Below are 15784 nucleotides of genomic sequence, written 5' to 3' on the forward strand. Positions count from 1 at the left end.
ACTGCTGCCCACCGTGTACCGCCTTCCTGGTTCTTGCCGATCACACCGGAACCATGATAGCCATCACCTGTTTCCATCATCTGATTCAATCATACGTTTAAATCAGTCGATGGACGCTCTGGACTCTCGGAGGTTTACATGAACGACCCCTTCGCCGCCCCGCCCGACGACACCGCGGACACGCCGGCTCCCGCCGAGCACCGCACTCCGTCCGGCACCATGGGATGGTTGTTCGAGGTCTGGGCAGAGCCGAAGGGCCGGGCGATCGAGGTCGCGCCGCGCACGTGGCAGGTCACCGCCGGAGTGGTCAACGTCGCGGTGATCGAGACGGACGAGGGCCTGGTCCTGGTCGACACCGCGATGCGGCACGACGGACCGGAACTGCTGCGCCTGATCCGCACCGTCACCGACGCGCCGCTGCACACCGTCGTGTACAGCCACGCCCACATCGACCACGCGTTCGGACACGGCCCGCTGCTCGCCGAGGCGGCCGAACGGGGCGACCCGCCCCCGCGCATCGTGGCGCACCGCGCCGTCATGGACCGGTTCCGCCGCTACATCCGCACCGCCGACCTCAACACCACCGTCAACGCCCGCCAGTCCGGCGGCCCGCGCACCTGGTGGCCCCGGCACGAGACCGACATATTCTGGCCGGACACCGTGTACGACGACACGCTGACCCTGCGGATCGGCGGCGAGAATTTCCACCTGCACCACGCCCGCGCCGAAACCGACGACGCCACCTGGGTGTGGATCCCCGGGCGACGCGTGGTCTGCGTCGGCGACCTGTGGAACGGGGTGTGCCCGAACGCCGGCAACCCGCAAAAGGTCCAGCGCTACGCCGACGAATGGGCGGACGCCTTCGACCGCATCGCCGCCGTCGGCCCCGACACCCTCATCCCCGGCCACTCCATGCCGATCCTCGGCGCCGCCACCATCCGCGAACGCCTCGGCAACGCCGCCGAACTCCTGCGCCACATCGTCGCCCACACCCTCGACGCGCTGAACGCCGGTCAGCGCCCGGACACCATCCTCGACACGCTGCGCGTCCCGCCGCACCTGGCAGACCTGCCGTACCTGCAACCCCTGCACGACCGCCCCGAGTTCATCGCCGCCAACGTCATCCGGCTGCACGGCGGCTGGTGGAACGGCTACGCCGCCGACCTGCTCCCCGCTCCCCGTGAGCAACTCGCCGCGGTCCTCGCCGAACTCGCCGGCGGCGCCGACGCCCTCGCCGCCAAAGCCCGCGATCTCATCGGCGACGATCTGCAACTCGCCTGCCACCTCGCCGAACTCGCCGTCCTCGCCGCACCGGACAACACCGGCGCCCACGAGGCGGCGGCCGAGGCGTTCACCCGGCGCTTCGACGCCGAGACCTCCTTCATGGGCCGCGGCATCTACCGCATCGCCGCCACCACCTCCCGAGAGGCCCTCCGCACCCTCACCACCACCAGGGACAGCCGGTGAACCCCGCCCACGACCTGACCGACCGGATCGCCGTCGTCACCGGTGCCGCCGGCGGCATCGGCCGCGCCACCGCACTGCGCCTCGCCGACTGCGGCGCCACCGTGATCTGCACCGACCACGACGGCCACGGTGCCGCGACAACCGCCCACACGATCGAGACCGCGCACGGGACCGACCGCGCCTGGCACCACCCCCTCGACGTCACCGACGCCGCCGCCGTCGACGACCTGATCGACCGCACCACACAACGCCACGGCCGCCTCGACACCATGGTCAACGTCGCCGGCATCTCGCACGCCCGGCGCGTCGTCGACACCGACGAAGCCGACCTGGACCGTGTCCTCGCCGTCAACCTCAAAGGCGTCTTCTTCGGCTGCCGCGCCGCCGCCCGGGTCATGACCGCCCAAGGCAGCGGCAACATCGTCAACGTCGCCTCCAGCGCCATCGACACCCTGCGCCCCAACGTCGCCTGCTACGCCATGTCGAAAGCCGCCGTCGCCCAACTCACCAAAACCCTCGCCGTCGAAGCCGGCCCGGACGGCGTCCGTGTCAACGCCGTCGCCCCCGGCGTCATCGCCACGCCCATGACCGCCGGCGTCCCCCAGGAACGCAACATCGAAGCCGCCGCCCTCCGCCGGATCGGCCACCCCGACGACGTCGCCTGGGCCGTCTGCTATCTCGCGTCGCCCGCCGCCGAGTTCATCACCGGCCAGATACTTCGCATCAACGGCGGCACCGCCATGCCCGGCTGACCGGGAGGCTGTCCGGAGCAGCCCGGCCGACCGCTTCGGTCGGGCTGCTCCCCCGCCGCCTGTCAGGCCCTTTGGCGGGCCGTTGTTGTAGAGCCTGACGGTCAACGCGGCGACCTCGTCCTGCCAGGCGCCTTCGCCGCCGATCGTCATTTGCGCCAAGCCGACGACGTTGACGCCGCCGAGGGTGGAGTAGTCGGCCCAGGCGCATACCGGGAACCGGAAATCCGCGACGTTCTTCGGGCCCCGTCGCCCGTGCTGCGGGTGACCTGCATGCCGCGAGGTGCGGGCGGCGGTGATCTCCTCGGGGCCGGCGGTGCGCTCGGACGGTTCGCGGCACATAGCGACGGAACGTCTCGCCGTCGGCGGTGCGCGGGGCGGGCGCGTGCGGGTCGGGCTCGTGCGGGGCGGGCTCGTGCGGGGCGGGCTCGGTGCCCGTCCGTGAACCGAATGCGTCGCGCCCGACCCGCGGTCGCGCCGAACCCGCCCGTCGGCGCCGGTCGCGGCGGTCGCGCCGCGAGTTCACCGGTGGGCAGGGGCCGTCCCGCGTGGCCGGCAAGGACCGCGTCCCGCCATGTCCGGACGCTGTCCTCGGCGGCTACTCCGCGTAGGGCTGGTCCTCGCCCTGGGCGCTGTAGGCGAGGCTCCAGATGTAGCCGTCCGGGTCGGCGAAGGTGCCGCCGTACCCGCCCCAGGGCAGGGCCCCGGCGGGCTTGAGGATCGTGGCGCCGGCCTTCGCTGCCTCCGCGACGACCGCGTCGACCCGCGCCTCACTGCGGACGACGTAGGTGAGGACCAGCCCGCTGAATCCGCTGCCTTCCGGGCTCGTGCCCACCTGGTCGGCCAGGCCTTCGCGGCCGTAGAAGCCGACGGGTGAGGCGCCGTCCGATTCGAAGAACACCGAGATGCCGTAGTCGTTCGCGACCTTCCAGCCCAGCCCCTCGGTGTAGAACCGCTTGGACGCCTCCATGTCCCGGACGCCGAGAAGGATCGAGCTCACGTGCGCTTTCATGCTTGTCTCCCTGGTGCTTGAGGTGCTGTGCCGTCCGACCGCCGGCAGGCCGGACCGCCGGGTCTGGCCCGGATGTCACATCGGCACGGGTTCACCGGTCAATCAGTAATGACCGACGAGACGAAGGAATGTGACACATGGTCGATCAGGACTGGGTGAGCGAGCAGTTCGCCGAGCACCAGGGCCGCTTGCACGCGGTGGCCTACCGGATGCTCGGCACGCCCGGCGAGGCCGAGGACGCGGTGCAGGAGGTGTGGCTGCGGGTCAGCCGCGCCGACACCGGCGAGATCGAGAACCCGGGAGGATGGCTGACCACGATCGTCGCCCGGGTGTGCCTGAACATGCTCGAGGCGCGCCGGAATCGGCGGGAGGAGTCGGCCGGGGCGCTGCCGCCCGAGCCGGAGGCGCCGCATGCGACCATCCGGCCGACCGGCCCGTCCGGCCCCGAGGACGAGACGCTGCTGGCCGATTCGGTCGGTGTCGCGCTGACGGTGGTGCTGGACACGCTGACTCCCGCCGAGCGGCTCGCGTTCGTCCTGCACGACGTCTTCGCGGTGTCGTTCGGCGAAATCGGCGCCATCACCGACCGCTCCCCGGCGGCGGCGCGGCAGCTCGCCAGCCGGGCCCGGCGTCGGGTACAAGGAGCCGCCGACGCATCCGATGCCGCGCGATCGGCCAAACGGGAGATCATCGACGCGTTCCTCGCCGCCGCCCGGAGCGGGAACTTCGCCGCCCTGGTCGAGGTGCTCGATCCGGACGCGGTGGTCGGCGACATCCGCGGCGGCCACGAGGTCGCGGCCTTCTTCGCCGGACGGGCTCAGGCCGCCCGGCTCGCTCTGGTCGACGGAGTACCGGCTGCCGTCTGGTCGCACCTGGGCCGGCCGAAGGCCGTCTTCGCGTTCACCGTCGACGACGACAAGATCACCCGCATCGACATCGACACCGACCCCGACCGGCTCCGCGACCGCGACATCGTCGTACTTCCCGGTGGCGACAAGGAGCGGAGGTGACCCGTACGAACCTCAGGCTCTCGTCCTGCACGCTCACCGTCCACGATCTCGACGCGGCGCTCGGCTTCTACCGTGACGTGCTCGGCTTCGAGGTACGCGACGGCCACGGCTCCGGGCGGATACGACGGGTGAGCGTCGGCCCGCCCGCACAGCCCGATGTGCGGATCGTCCTCGAATCCCCCGGCGCGGACCCCCATGTCCCACCGGCCGACCGGCAGGCGATCGCCGGCCTGATGGCCAACGGTCTGCTGGGCCCCCTCGTCTTCGCGACCGACGACTGCGACGCCACCTTCGAGCGCATCGAGGCTGCGGGCACCGAGGTGATGCAGGAACCGATCGACAGGCCCGGCGGCGTCCGCGACTGCGCGTTCGTCGATCCGTCCGGCAACATGTTGCGATTCGCCCAATCGCGGCAAGTGGTCCCGTCTCCGGAGGCACAGCGGGCTGCATGTGCGGCGATCCGGCAGGACGGCGGGAACGGACCGTGAAGTTCCGGGCCGACGTCGACCCCGGTGCAACCGACGAGTGGGCCGGAGGTCAGGCGCGGCCGCTACCCGCTCGGCCTGAACAACGCCCACCGGCGAGCCGCCGGCGTCGCGACCCGCGACGAGGCCGAGGTCGACGACACGGTCGTATCCCCTCGGCGCAGCGGGCGTTGTCGACCGCTCGCCGGTGCCGGTGACGCCTGCCCCATCCGCGTGTCGTCCGTGTGTCGTCCGTGCTCCGGGCGATCGATACTAAGTAGCGGTACCAGGTAGATAGTGCTGCTACTGTGTCGCCACATGAACGCGGAGCGGCACAGCCAATGGCTGCGTGGCGTACTGGACTTGTGTGTGTTGGGCCTGCTCGCCGACGGCGAGAGCTACGGATATCGACTCACGCAGGCGCTGGAGGCCGCGGGGCTCGGAACGATCCGCGGCGGCACGTTGTATCCCGTGCTGCTGCGTCTGGAACGCGACGGGTTGATCACGTCCCGCTGGGGTGTGGGCGATGCGGGCCCGGCCCGCAAGTACTACCGGTCGACGCCCCTGGGCGACCGGGAGTTGCGTACCGCGGCCGGTGAATGGACCGAGTTCGCCCAGCGGGTAGGCGCGATATGGGAAGGGGTGCGGCAGTGATCGCCGGTTCCGATTGGCTCGGCTCGTTGGCGAGCGAACTTCGACTCCGCGGGCTGCCGGCGGATCAGGTCGCGCGGGTGTTGGACGAGACGCGGGCGCATCTGTGGGAGGCGGGCGAGGATCCCCTCCGCGCGTTCGGGACGCCCTCGGCCTACGCGGCGGCGGTATACGAGAGTCTCGGCACGCCGCCGACACCGGTAAAACGCCGGGTCGTTCCCTCGGAGCCGCCTCGACTCCAGGCGAGCGGCATCGGCAAGCGGCACGGCCGGCGCCCACTGCTCGACGATGTCAACCTGACCGTGCATGCCGGGGAAGTGGCCGCCGTGGTCGGCGCGAACGGCTGCGGCAAGAGCACGTTCCTGCGCATCTGCGCGGGACTGGAGCGGGCACACGCGGGTCGGATCGTGGTGCGCGGGTCGATCGGCTACTGCCCGCAAGGCGGGGGAACCAGTGATTTCCTCACCCCCGACGAGCATTTCGCACTCGTCGGCGCCGGCCGCGGCCTGAGCCGCAACCGCTCTCGTGGAGCCGGGCGGGCCATGGCCGAACACCTGCGATGGCCCCAGCCGGCGCCCACCGCGGCCGCGCGCCTGTCGGGCGGTACCCGACAAAAACTCGAGGTGGTGTTGACCGCGCTGGGTGATCCGGACGTGCTTCTCCTGGACGAGCCCTATCAGGGCTTCGACCACGGTTCGTACACGCACTTTTGGGACCAGGTCCGGGAATGGGCGAACAGCGGCCGGGCCGTGGTCGTGGTCACGCACCTGCTGGATCGGCTCGAACGAGCCGACACGGTCGTCGATCTGACGCCGCGCCATGAAGCAGCCCCGGCCCTTCGAGGCCGGCACCACCCGAAGGGAACCCACCTGCGGTGACGCGACTGTCGACCATTGCCGAGATGACCGGCCGAGAGATTCTGCGGCGCCGCGTGGTGCTCCTTCTCCTGCTGCTGTTCCCCCTGCCGTTCTACCTGATGCAACGCGCCGACCACCCCGGACAGGCGATCAGGTTCCTGTTCGTGGGTCTGAGCTGGGCGATGAGCGGCTCCGCCCTGTTCGTCGCGCAGAACGGACGCTCGATCGACCAACGACTTCGCCTGTCCGGCTATCGGGCGCATCACCTCTGGATGGGCAGGATGCTCGCCCTGTGGCTGATCGGTGTGGTGGTGACACTGCCCTACCTGGCGATCGTCACGATGGACCAACCACACGTGCGCCGCGACGCGCTCGCCGTGGCGATGGTGCTGTGCGTGGCCGTGGCGGCACCGTTCGGCCTGCTCCTGGGAGCCCTGGTGCCGGGCGAGTTCGAGGGCACGCTGCTTCTGCTCGTCACGGTCGGAATGCAGATGGTCGCCGACCCCGCGACGACCACGGCGCGACTGATGCCCTTCTGGTCGGGACGGGAGATCGGCACGTACGCCATCGACCACACCGACACCGCCTTCCTCGTTCGCGGCGTCGCCCACGGCCTGGTGGCCGCCCTCGTGTTCTCGCTGGCGTTGGCCGCCGTCTCCACGGCACGGCTACGCCGCCACCGACACCTGCGAGTGCTGCCCTCGGGGTGAGCCGGGTACGACCCCACGGGCCGGCGACCCGGGGGCAGGGCTCGCGGTACGGCGTCGGCCGGAGCAGGCCTGGGAGGCGGCCGGCGCCCGTGGGTGTGTCGAACCGTGCACGGGTTCGACAGCGCCCGTGCTGAGCGAGCCGCGGTTGATGTCGGTTGTCCCCGCCCTCTGTTCCGGGATGGCCGCAGTTGCGCGGTCGGTTCCCTCTCGACAGGGCTCCGGCCCGTTGAGGCGGGGACGATCGGTCAGGTGCGGTGCCGGCGGCTGCTGCGGATCATCGACATCAGCAATTCGTGGGTTTCACCGTCGGCGGCCACGACGAGTCCGCGGCCTGCCTGCCCGATCGGGGCACCGTCGATGCCGGTGACCACGCAGCCGGCGGCTCGGCACAGCGCGATGCCGGCGGCAAAATGCACGCTCCCGGACAGATCGCCGCCGTCGGTGACGTATGCGGCGCGCTTGCCTGCCGCGACCCAGGCCAATGCCAGTGTCGTGGACACGACCCGGGGCCGGAACCGTTCGACGAACCCGGGCTGGGCCAACAGGTCCACGGCCCGGAAGCCGGGCGCGCCGGGGAACGGCGGGTCCAGGTTGACATCCACGAGTCGGGTGTCGGGGGTGGGCGACAGCCGGGCATCGACCCCCTCGTGCCGCACCCGGGCGGTCTCGCCGTCGGTGAAGAAGATCTCGCCGCTGAAGGGGTCGGCGACCGCCGCCGCCCCGTTGCGCAGCGCCACGTTGACGGCCACCAGCATGTTGCCGACGGCGTAGTTCAGCGTGCCGCACAAGGGATCCACCAGCCACCGGCGCTCGGTCTCCGCGGCACCCTGCTGCCCGCCCTCTTCGCCGAGGACGGCGTCGTCGGGTCGGGCGGCACGGATGACGCCGAGGATCGTCTTCTCGGCCTCCACGTCGGCGGCGGTGGCGAAGTCCCCGGCGCCCTTGTCGATGCGCGTGAGCCGCCGGCCGTACATGCTGCGCACTACGTCCGCGCCGGCGCGTGCCGCCGCTATCGCGACTCCGGCATCGTCAAGGTCCGCATACGAGTTGATCATGTCACGCAGGATATGGGCGCCGGAGGAACTCGCCCGGGGTCGGGTCGCCGTCACCGAAGATCCCGTCGGCCGTCGGCGCCGACCGCTGTACGAGGTCCGACCCGTGATCGTGGCAACGTCGTGGCCAAGGCTCCGAGTGCGCACAGCGCGGCCGTCCAGACCAGCGCGGCGTCGGCCGCCGCTCCTGACGTCGATCGCGGAAGCCGCGAACGCCTCGCAACCCGAAGCGCTGGCCCGGCAGTTGCTCATTCTTCTGGAAGGCGCCACCGTGGTGGCCGACCATCTGGCGGACCCACACGCGGCCCAGGCCGCGCTCTCCGCCGCGCAGACCCTGCTCGAAACCGCCGCCGATCCGAGGCGGTAGCCGCACAGCCGCCGGGTGTCGAGCCGCCCGGCCCGCACGGGTTGGCGACGCCGCGGCGGCCGGACCCGCGTCCCCGTCCGTTCGTCCGCCGTCCGTCCGTCCGTCCGATGATGATCCCGCCGACCGCGTGCGGTCGACGGAGCGAGTCCGGGGGCGCCCGAGCGGGTGGCATTCAGTGGTGACGAGTGAGGGTTGCGTCCCTGGCGTCGGGAAGTCGGGCCGGTTTGCCGGCGGGCGCGGCGTCCAGGTCGGCGTGGCGCCGCCGGCACAGGCGTTCCAGCGCCTGTACCCCCGGTTCCGCGCCGCGGAGCAGGGAGGGGCCGGAGCCCACGAAGCGCGAGCAGACGCCGACGTGGGCGTGGTGGACGTCCGTCAGGACCTCGACCAGGCGTCGGTGGGCGGGTCGCAGGGTGGAGGACTTCGCCGGCGCGACCCGGCCCCACTCGCGCAGGCTCCACACCAGGACGCGGTGATCGGCCGACCACAGGCCCGAGAATCCCGTTCGGGGAACGTGCGGTGGGGCCATCGAGGGCCGGACGATGTCGTGGTAGTCGTCGACGCCGAAGCTCGCGGTGACACGCAGGGCGGACGCGCCGGCGCGCAGGAAGTGCGCGGCGCTGTCCAGGCCGACGGCGGATCCGGCGGGCGAGGGAGCGTGGAGGGCGTGTCGCAGGGCGACGATGGTCGCCTGGGTGAGGGCGAAGAACAGTCGGTGTCCCTGGATCCAGCGTTCGCGGACCGTGGCGTGCGTCCGGAGTTCGTGGGGGTCGCTTCGGGGGGTCAGCCCGGCGGCATGCGCGGCGAGTTCGAGGTCGGGCTCCGTCGGGGTCCCGTCCGGGTTCCGGGACAGGGCGCGCACTTTGGCGAGGGTGTCGTCGAGGGCGTCGATCAACAGGGGCGCGGGGGCACACGCGCACCGGGCGACGGCGAAGTATTCGTCGAACACGGCTTCGCGAGGCTTGCGTTCGCGGACGCGTCCGTGGCCTGGGGGCGTGTGGTGACGATCAGGTCGGTTCGCGGCCGCGTGCAGGGTCGCGAGGTCATGGGGCAGTTGGTGCGGAGGAGCCAGCCACAGCACGGATTCGCTTGTCATATGGGCCGTTTCAGTAGATTTGTGCGGTACGTTACCCGTCATGTCACGAATTCCCATGGATGATTCGTTTCGCGGCGCGATCGGCATGGTCGCCGAGATCCTCGAGGACTATTGGGAGGACCTGCGCGAGGAACGCCTGCCGGTGACGCCGGAGCTTCGCCCCGGGGACGTGCGGGCGATGTTGCCCGACGGCGTGCCGGTACGGGGCGAGCCGATCCAGGACGTGCTCGCCGATGTGCGGCGTGTGGTGATGCCCGGCCTCGTGCACTGGCAACACCCGTCGTTCCTGGGCTACTACCCCACGCAGACCAGCCCCGCGTCGGTGGTCGGCGAGCTCTTGGCATCGGGTCTGGCGGTCCAGCACATGATGTGGTCGACGGGCCCGGCCGCCACCGAACTCGAGGAGGCGGTCCTGGACCACCTCGCGGTCGCGCTGGGCCTGCCGGAGCGGTTCCTCAGCGGCGGGGACGGCGGCGGGGTCCTCCAGGACTCCGCGTCCTCGGCGGTCCTGGTGGCCGTGGTCGCCGCCCTGTACCGGGCCTCGGGCGGGCGTTGGCGCGAACACGGCACCGAGGGCCGCTATCGCCTGTACTGCACCGACCAGGCGAACTCCTGCGTCCCGAAAGCCTCGCGCATCGCCGGCCTGGGCGAACCGAGCCTGATCGCCACCACGGCCGGCACGTGCGCGATGGACCCTCGCGCCCTGCGCGAGCAACTGACGGCCGACCGCGCCGCGGGCATCGTTCCCGCGATCGTGGTCGCCTCCGTCGGCACCACGGGCACCTGCGCCATCGACCCGCTCGCCGCCGTCGCCGCGGTGTGCCGGGAATTCGGCGCGTGGCTGCACGTGGACGCCGCCTACGCCGGATCGGCGGCCGTCTGCCCGGAAAACCGCTGGATCAACGACGGCGTCGAACACGCCGACTCCTACGCCGTGAACTGCCACAAGTGGTTGTTGACGGGGCCGCCTTGCGACGCCATGTGGGTGGCCGACCGGCACAGCCTCACCGCCGCCATGGACATCCGCCCGGATTTCCTGCGGAACCGGGCCAGCGACTCGGGCGAGGTCACCGACTTCCGGGACTGGCAGGTGCCACTCATGCACCCCTTCCGCGCCCTGAAACTGTGGTTCGTCCTGCGCACCCACGGCATCGACGGCCTGCGCACGCACATCCGCGAACAGCTCCTGCTCGCCGACCTGTTCGCCGACCTGGTCCGGGAAACCCCCGGCTTCGAACTCGTCTCGCACACCCTCGGACTGGTGTGCTTCCGCCTCGTCGGCGACAACGCGCGCACCGAACGCCTGCGCACCGACCTGGACGCCACCCACCGACTCCTGGTGACGCCCACCACCGTCGACGGCCGCTACGTGCTGCGCGCGGCCCTGGGTTCGCGTCTGGCATCGCAGAGTTCCGTACGCAACGCCTGGGAACTGGTACGCGAGGTCGCCGCCGCGATCCCCGACCACCGACCCCCATCATCCGAGGCCCCGACGACGGCCCCGGTGGGCGCACGGTGACCACGAACACGCCCGCGCGCGGCCACACCTGCCCGGGGCACCGCGAAACCCACCACACACCCCGAGAAGCCGGGACCGTGCACGTGACCGGAATCCGGCCGTGCCGGCGCGCCGACGATGCGCGAGCCGCAGACGTGCCACGCCCCGTCCACCTGCGCCCACGCGTCCGCCCTCTCGTCATGCGAACGACATCCGACGGAGAACACCGTGCACGGACATGACGCCGCGGCCGCGGCGGGCGAACGCTGGTTCGACTACGCGGCGGCGCACCCCCACTCGAGCATGGAGATCGGTGGCGTGGCCGTGATCACCGGCCCCGCGCCCTCGACGGTCGAACTGCACGCGCTGATCGACTTGGCCCGCGCGGCCCACCCACCGCTGCGCGACCGAGCCCGCGCGCCCGGCGCGAACACGCGCGGTCCGGCCGCGCCCGCCGATCACCTCGAGGAGGTCGCGCTGCCCACCCGCGGCGGCGACGTCGCGCTGCACGCGGCGATCGAGCGCGTGTGCGCCCGACCCCTCGCGGACGTCACCTGGGGCATGACGTTGCTCCACGGCCACCGTGACAACGAGTTCGCTCTGCTCCTTCGCGCCCACCACGGCCTCATGGACGGCATGTCCCTGATCGGGGTCATGCTCGCCGCGCTGGGGGAATCCGGCCTCCCGCGCCGCCGCACACCCCCCAGGCCACCACGCACCTGGACGCCCGGCCGCGTGCGCGCCCTGCTGCGCGCCGCGATCGACATCGCGCTGCCCGCGCACGCGATCGACCTCGGCCCGGCGCGTGTCCAAGCCCCGACCGGCCCGCCGCTACGCCGATGGGCCCACACGCCGCTGCCTCGTATGAAGGCGATCGCGCGCGCCGGCGGCACCAGCCTCAATGACGTGTATCTGGCCGCCCTCGCCGGTGCCCTGCGACCCTGGCTGCCCGACGACGCCACAGGCACCGTGAGGGCGATGGTCCCCCTCGACAGCCGGCGCGAGGACACGAGCACCGCGGTGGGCAACTTCCACCGCGGCGTCCCCGTCGTCCTGCCGTGCCGAGTGCCCACCGCGGCCGAGCGACTGGCCGCCACGCACCTGGCCACCGCGAACATCCGGACCGGCCGCTACGATCCCGACGCGGACGTCCTCTTCGATACCCTGCCCACTCGTTGGCACGGTCGGGCCCTGGCCCGCGTCCTGCATCCGCGGCGCACCACCGTGGTGGCCACCCATGTCCCCGGTCCCGCACGGCCCCTCGAACTCCACGGCCACAGCATCCACACCCTGCTGCCGCTGATGTTCCTGCCCGCGGGACACCGCCTGTCGATCTGCCTGGCCGAATACGCCGGAACCGCGCACCTGGCCGTCGTCGCCGACCCCAGCCTGCCCGCCATCGACGAACTCTCCACCCGATGGCTTGCCGAACTCGACGCACTCGAAGACACCCGCACGCCCCGCCTCCCCGTCGCCGCCTCCGCGATCACACCCGGAGCGATCGTCGACCCGACACCGGGCAGCCCGGAGCGCACCACGACACCCTGACGTCACCGCCACCCGCGCACCGCACCCCGTGCGGCGCGTGGAGACCCGGCGGTGGCGGCACCATCGAAACTCTCCGGGCCCCGCGAGCCGCCCGTCCGTGCGAAGCGGCCGGATCGCCATCCCCTGCCGCTCCCGCCCGGCTCCGGGTCAGGTGGTGCGCTTGGTGGCGTCGAAGCGCTTCATGCGTTCGAGGACCCGCTCGTGGGTCGGCGTGCTCATCTCGTCGACGATGTGGCCGTCGCCGAGAAAGACGACGCGGTCCGCGTAGGAGGCGGCGACCAGATCGTGGGTGACCATGACCACGGTCTGGCGCAGCTCGTCGACGCTGCGGCGGAGTACGCCCAGCACCTCGGCACCCGCGTGCGAATCCAGGTTGCCGGTCGGCTCGTCGGCGAAGATGAGCTCGGGGCGGGACGCGAACGCCCGGGCACACGCGACGCGTTGCTGTTGCCCGCCGGACATCTCCGATGGACGATGGCGCAGCCTGTCACCGATCTCCAGGGTCGCCACCACCTGGTCGAGCCAGGCCCGGTCCGGCTGGTGGTGGGCGATGGACATCGGCAACACGATGTTCTCCATCGCGGTGAGGAAGGGAAGCAGGTTGAAGGTCTGGAAGATGAAACCGATCTTGTCCCGGCGCAGTCGGGTGAGATCCTTGTCCTTGAGCGCGGTGATCTCGGTGTCCCCGACCCAGATGTGACCACTGGTCACCGAGTCGAGGCCGGCCAGACAGTGCATCAGGGTCGACTTGCCCGAGCCCGACGGCCCCATGATGGCGGTGAAGCAACCCCGTTCGATGCCGATGTCGACCGCGTCCACGGCCACGACCCGTGTGTCGTCGGCTCCGAACGTCTTGGTCAGGGCGCTCGCACGGGAGGCGAGTTCGGGCCCGCCCGGCAGATCGCGTGGAGTCGCATCGGTGTGGTCGCCGTCGTTCCTGCGGTGTTTGCGCACGGGCTCTCCTCGGTCGGTGAGCGTACGGACTCCTCGAGTATCGACCCGCCGTCGACACATGGGAACGCACCGGAGGGACCGGACTGCGCCGGAACGAGGCTCCCTTGGGGGCGTCGCCGTCGTCATCCGGCAACACCGCGACGGCGAACGGGCCATCGGCCTGCCCACACGGAAACCGGCGGGCGCGGTCAAGCAGTTCCGCCGAGGGATCGCCGGGCGCTCGCCGGGCACTAACGGTCGCCCGAACAACCCGACAGATATCAACATCACAACACCCCGAACACCGCGACAAGTGACGCGTATTGCTCCGGTCCATCCCTTGACACGCCCAACTCCCCACCGATGGGATGTCAATTCCCGTTGAAATACGTTCGATCACGATGATTTCCACGGGCCGTAAGTACCCATCGCACCAATCAGCACCTGTGCTCATTCGAATCCCCGAGCTCTGGAGCCGTCCGTGCACAAGGTACGAACCACCCTCACCCGCCGCCTCGCGGCGATCCTCACCGCCCTGCCGCTCCTGGCCCCGACGGTGGGCGCGGCCGCCCTGGCCGGCGCATCCGTCGTCGCCGCCCCGACGGCCGCCGCCGCACCCGACGGCCAAGCCGTGGTACCCCCGATGGGATTCAACAACTGGAACTCGACCCACTGCCGGGCCGACTTCAACGAGGCCATGGTCAAGGGCATCGCCGACCTCTTCGTGTCCAAGGGCCTCAAGGCCGCCGGCTACCAGTACGTCAACCTCGACGACTGCTGGGCCCTCCCCAACCGGGACGCGGCGGGCAACCTGGTCGCCGATCCGGTCCGCTTCCCCCACGGCATCAAGGCCGTCGCCGACTACGTCCACGACAAGGGCCTCAAATTCGGCATCTACACCAGCGCCGGCACCAAGACCTGCGACGCCGCCGGATTCCCCGGCGCCCTCGGTCACGAGCACCAGGACGCGAACCTGTTCGCCTCCTTCGGCGTCGACTACCTCAAGTACGACAACTGCAACAACCAGGGCGTGGACGCCAGGAAGCGCTACACCGACATGGCGAACGCCCTGCACGCCACCGGCCGCCCCATCGTCTTCTCCCTCTGCGACTGGGGCGAGAGCAAGGCTTGGGAGTGGGCCGCCCCGATCGGTCACCTGTGGCGCACCACGGGCGACATCTCGGACAACTGGTTCTCGATGATCAACATCGCCCACCGCAACCAACCCCTCGCCCCCTACGCCGGCCCGGGCCACTGGAACGACCCGGACATGCTGGAGGTCGGCAACGGCGGCATGACCGCCGCCGAGTACCGCACCCACTTCACCCTGTGGTCGATGATGTCCGCGCCGCTGCTGATCGGGACCGATCTGCGCACGGCGAGCGCGGAAACCTTCTCGATCCTGTCCAACCCCGACGTGATCGCCGTCGACCAGGACCCCCTGGGCAAGCAAGGCACCGTCGTCGCCAACAACGGCGGCCTCGTGGTCATGGTCAAGGAGTTGGCCAACGGCGACCGCGCCGTGTCGCTGACCAACGAGACCGGCGGCACCGCCACCATCTCCACCACCACGGACGCCCTGGGCATCGCCAACCGCAGCCCTTATCGGCTCAAGGATCTGTGGACCAAGGTCGCCTCCACCAACACCACCGGCACCATCAGCGCCTCCGTACCCTCCCACGCCACCGTCGTCTACCGAATCACCCCCGGCCCGGCGCCCGTTCCCCCCGCCGGCACCTCGCACCTGTCCGACATCCCCTGGACGGGCATGCTCAACGGCTGGGGCCCGGTGGAGAAGGACCGCAGCAACGGTGAACGGGCAGCCGGCGACGGCCGGGCGCTGACCATCAACGGCACCGTCTACGCCAAGGGCCTCGGCGCGCACGCCCCCGGCACCCTCACCTACCACCTCGGCGCCCGCTGCACCCGTCTGACAGTGGACGTCGGCGTCGACGACGAGAGCACCCGGACCGGGTCGGTCACGTTCCGGATCTACCGCGACGACATCAAGGTCGCGGACAGCGGCGTGCTGACCACGTCGGACCCGGCCAGGGCACTCACCGCCGACCTGACCGGAGGCCGCACGCTGACCCTCGCCGTCACCGATGGCGGCAACGGCATTGACTACGACCACGCGGACTGGGCAAACCCCAGGCTCACCTGCACCTGATCCCCACTCATCCCGGCACAGCCCCGGCGGCCGGCTTCCGGAACGGCCCCCGGTCACGGTCGATCCGACCGTGACCGGGAGCCGGCACTTCCCGGAGCCGGCCGTCCCCGCGCGCCGGCCCGCGCGCCCACGACCGGGGCTTCTCGAACACCCTCCGGTCCGACGCCGTACACGCTCCCGCGGTGGAATGTCGACCCGGTGAA

Annotated in this window: 15 protein-coding genes; 11 read left to right on the forward strand and 4 right to left on the reverse strand. The window is 71.1% G+C overall.

What is annotated here, in order from left to right:
- The first annotated feature begins 138 nt into the window (after window positions 1–138).
- The gene (locus ACIRL2_RS47520) at window positions 139–1467 is read left to right on the forward strand and encodes an alkyl sulfatase dimerization domain-containing protein (protein ID WP_402241409.1); all 1329 of its coding nucleotides are present in this window, start codon (window positions 139–141) and stop codon (window positions 1465–1467) included.
- Window positions 1464–2219 carry an SDR family NAD(P)-dependent oxidoreductase gene (locus ACIRL2_RS47525; RefSeq protein ID WP_402241412.1) on the forward strand — a complete coding sequence of 252 codons (756 nt, stop codon included), beginning with the start codon at window positions 1464–1466 and terminating at the stop codon, window positions 2217–2219. The genes ACIRL2_RS47520 and ACIRL2_RS47525 overlap by 4 nt, the downstream gene beginning before the upstream one ends.
- Window positions 2220–2814: 595 nt before the next feature.
- Here the strand turns inward: ACIRL2_RS47525 and ACIRL2_RS47530 are convergent.
- The gene (locus ACIRL2_RS47530; protein WP_395872353.1) at window positions 2815–3228 is read right to left on the reverse strand and encodes a VOC family protein; all 414 of its coding nucleotides are present in this window, start codon (window positions 3226–3228) and stop codon (window positions 2815–2817) included.
- A gap of 137 nt (window positions 3229–3365) precedes the next feature.
- Between ACIRL2_RS47530 and ACIRL2_RS47535 the strand changes: the two genes are divergently transcribed.
- The 5 genes from ACIRL2_RS47535 to ACIRL2_RS47555 all read left to right on the forward strand — a co-directional run bounded on the left by ACIRL2_RS47535 (window position 3366) and on the right by ACIRL2_RS47555 (window position 6920).
- Entirely contained in the window at window positions 3366–4238 is an 873-nt protein-coding gene (locus tag ACIRL2_RS47535; RefSeq protein ID WP_395872355.1) for a sigma-70 family RNA polymerase sigma factor, read from the forward strand.
- Window positions 4235–4726, forward strand: a complete 492-nt coding sequence (locus ACIRL2_RS47540) for a VOC family protein (RefSeq protein WP_402241416.1) — start codon at window positions 4235–4237, stop codon at window positions 4724–4726. The genes ACIRL2_RS47535 and ACIRL2_RS47540 overlap by 4 nt, the downstream gene beginning before the upstream one ends.
- A 294-nt stretch (window positions 4727–5020) precedes the next feature.
- Complete coding sequence (locus ACIRL2_RS47545; RefSeq protein WP_395872359.1) at window positions 5021–5356, forward strand: PadR family transcriptional regulator; 336 nt, start codon at window positions 5021–5023, stop codon at window positions 5354–5356.
- On the forward strand, window positions 5353–6231 hold the full coding sequence (locus tag ACIRL2_RS47550; RefSeq protein ID WP_395872360.1) for an ATP-binding cassette domain-containing protein: 879 nt from the start codon (window positions 5353–5355) through the stop codon (window positions 6229–6231). The genes ACIRL2_RS47545 and ACIRL2_RS47550 overlap by 4 nt, the downstream gene beginning before the upstream one ends.
- A gap of 23 nt (window positions 6232–6254) precedes the next feature.
- Window positions 6255–6920, forward strand: coding sequence for an ABC transporter permease (locus tag ACIRL2_RS47555; protein ID WP_402241420.1), 666 nt, complete (start codon window positions 6255–6257; stop codon window positions 6918–6920).
- 245 nt (window positions 6921–7165) lie between these two features.
- On the opposite strand, the gene ACIRL2_RS47560 is transcribed toward ACIRL2_RS47555, so the two are convergent.
- Complete coding sequence (locus tag ACIRL2_RS47560; protein WP_402241422.1) at window positions 7166–7975, reverse strand: inositol monophosphatase family protein; 810 nt, start codon at window positions 7973–7975, stop codon at window positions 7166–7168.
- Between ACIRL2_RS47560 and ACIRL2_RS47565 the strand changes: the two genes are divergently transcribed.
- Complete coding sequence (locus tag ACIRL2_RS47565; protein WP_402241425.1) at window positions 7974–8339, forward strand: hypothetical protein; 366 nt, start codon at window positions 7974–7976, stop codon at window positions 8337–8339. The genes ACIRL2_RS47560 and ACIRL2_RS47565 overlap by 2 nt on opposite strands.
- A 172-nt stretch (window positions 8340–8511) precedes the next feature.
- Here ACIRL2_RS47565 and ACIRL2_RS47570 read toward each other — a convergent pair whose 3' ends face one another.
- A complete protein-coding gene (locus ACIRL2_RS47570) occupies window positions 8512–9432 on the reverse strand; it encodes a hypothetical protein (RefSeq protein ID WP_402241427.1) in 921 nt (306 codons plus the stop codon).
- 40 nt (window positions 9433–9472) lie between these two features.
- Between ACIRL2_RS47570 and ACIRL2_RS47575 the strand changes: the two genes are divergently transcribed.
- Together ACIRL2_RS47575 and ACIRL2_RS47580 are read left to right on the forward strand one after the other, a co-directional pair.
- Entirely contained in the window at window positions 9473–10951 is a 1479-nt protein-coding gene (locus ACIRL2_RS47575) for a pyridoxal-dependent decarboxylase (protein ID WP_402241430.1), read from the forward strand.
- 207 nt (window positions 10952–11158) lie between these two features.
- Window positions 11159–12478: a wax ester/triacylglycerol synthase domain-containing protein gene (locus ACIRL2_RS47580; RefSeq protein WP_402241433.1), complete on the forward strand. Its 1320-nt coding sequence runs from the start codon at window positions 11159–11161 to the stop codon at window positions 12476–12478.
- Window positions 12479–12625: 147 nt separating this feature from the next.
- Here the strand turns inward: ACIRL2_RS47580 and ACIRL2_RS47585 are convergent, their stop codons facing one another.
- Complete coding sequence (locus tag ACIRL2_RS47585; protein WP_395872378.1) at window positions 12626–13432, reverse strand: ABC transporter ATP-binding protein; 807 nt, start codon at window positions 13430–13432, stop codon at window positions 12626–12628.
- Between the two features lie 460 nt (window positions 13433–13892).
- On the opposite strand from ACIRL2_RS47585, the gene ACIRL2_RS47590 reads away from it, so the two are divergent.
- The gene (locus tag ACIRL2_RS47590; protein ID WP_402241436.1) at window positions 13893–15581 is read left to right on the forward strand and encodes an NPCBM/NEW2 domain-containing protein; all 1689 of its coding nucleotides are present in this window, start codon (window positions 13893–13895) and stop codon (window positions 15579–15581) included.
- The last annotated feature ends 203 nt before the right edge of the window (window positions 15582–15784 follow it).

Source organism: Embleya sp. NPDC127516, from assembly GCF_044765325.1.
Classification (GTDB): Bacteria; Actinomycetota; Actinomycetes; order Streptomycetales; family Streptomycetaceae; genus Embleya.

Coding starts and splice junctions, on each gene's coding strand:
- ACIRL2_RS47520 (WP_402241409.1), top strand. CDS start 139: ATGAACGACCCCTTCGCCGCCCCGCCCGACGACACCGCGGACACGCCG.
- ACIRL2_RS47530 (WP_395872353.1), bottom strand. CDS start 3,228: ATGAAAGCGCACGTGAGCTCGATCCTTCTCGGCGTCCGGGACATGGAG.
- ACIRL2_RS47535 (WP_395872355.1), top strand. CDS start 3,366: ATGGTCGATCAGGACTGGGTGAGCGAGCAGTTCGCCGAGCACCAGGGC.
- ACIRL2_RS47545 (WP_395872359.1), top strand. CDS start 5,021: ATGAACGCGGAGCGGCACAGCCAATGGCTGCGTGGCGTACTGGACTTG.
- ACIRL2_RS47555 (WP_402241420.1), top strand. CDS start 6,255: ATGACCGGCCGAGAGATTCTGCGGCGCCGCGTGGTGCTCCTTCTCCTG.
- ACIRL2_RS47565 (WP_402241425.1), top strand. CDS start 7,974: ATGTCACGCAGGATATGGGCGCCGGAGGAACTCGCCCGGGGTCGGGTC.
- ACIRL2_RS47560 (WP_402241422.1), bottom strand. CDS start 7,975: ATGATCAACTCGTATGCGGACCTTGACGATGCCGGAGTCGCGATAGCG.
- ACIRL2_RS47570 (WP_402241427.1), bottom strand. CDS start 9,432: ATGACAAGCGAATCCGTGCTGTGGCTGGCTCCTCCGCACCAACTGCCC.
- ACIRL2_RS47575 (WP_402241430.1), top strand. CDS start 9,473: ATGTCACGAATTCCCATGGATGATTCGTTTCGCGGCGCGATCGGCATG.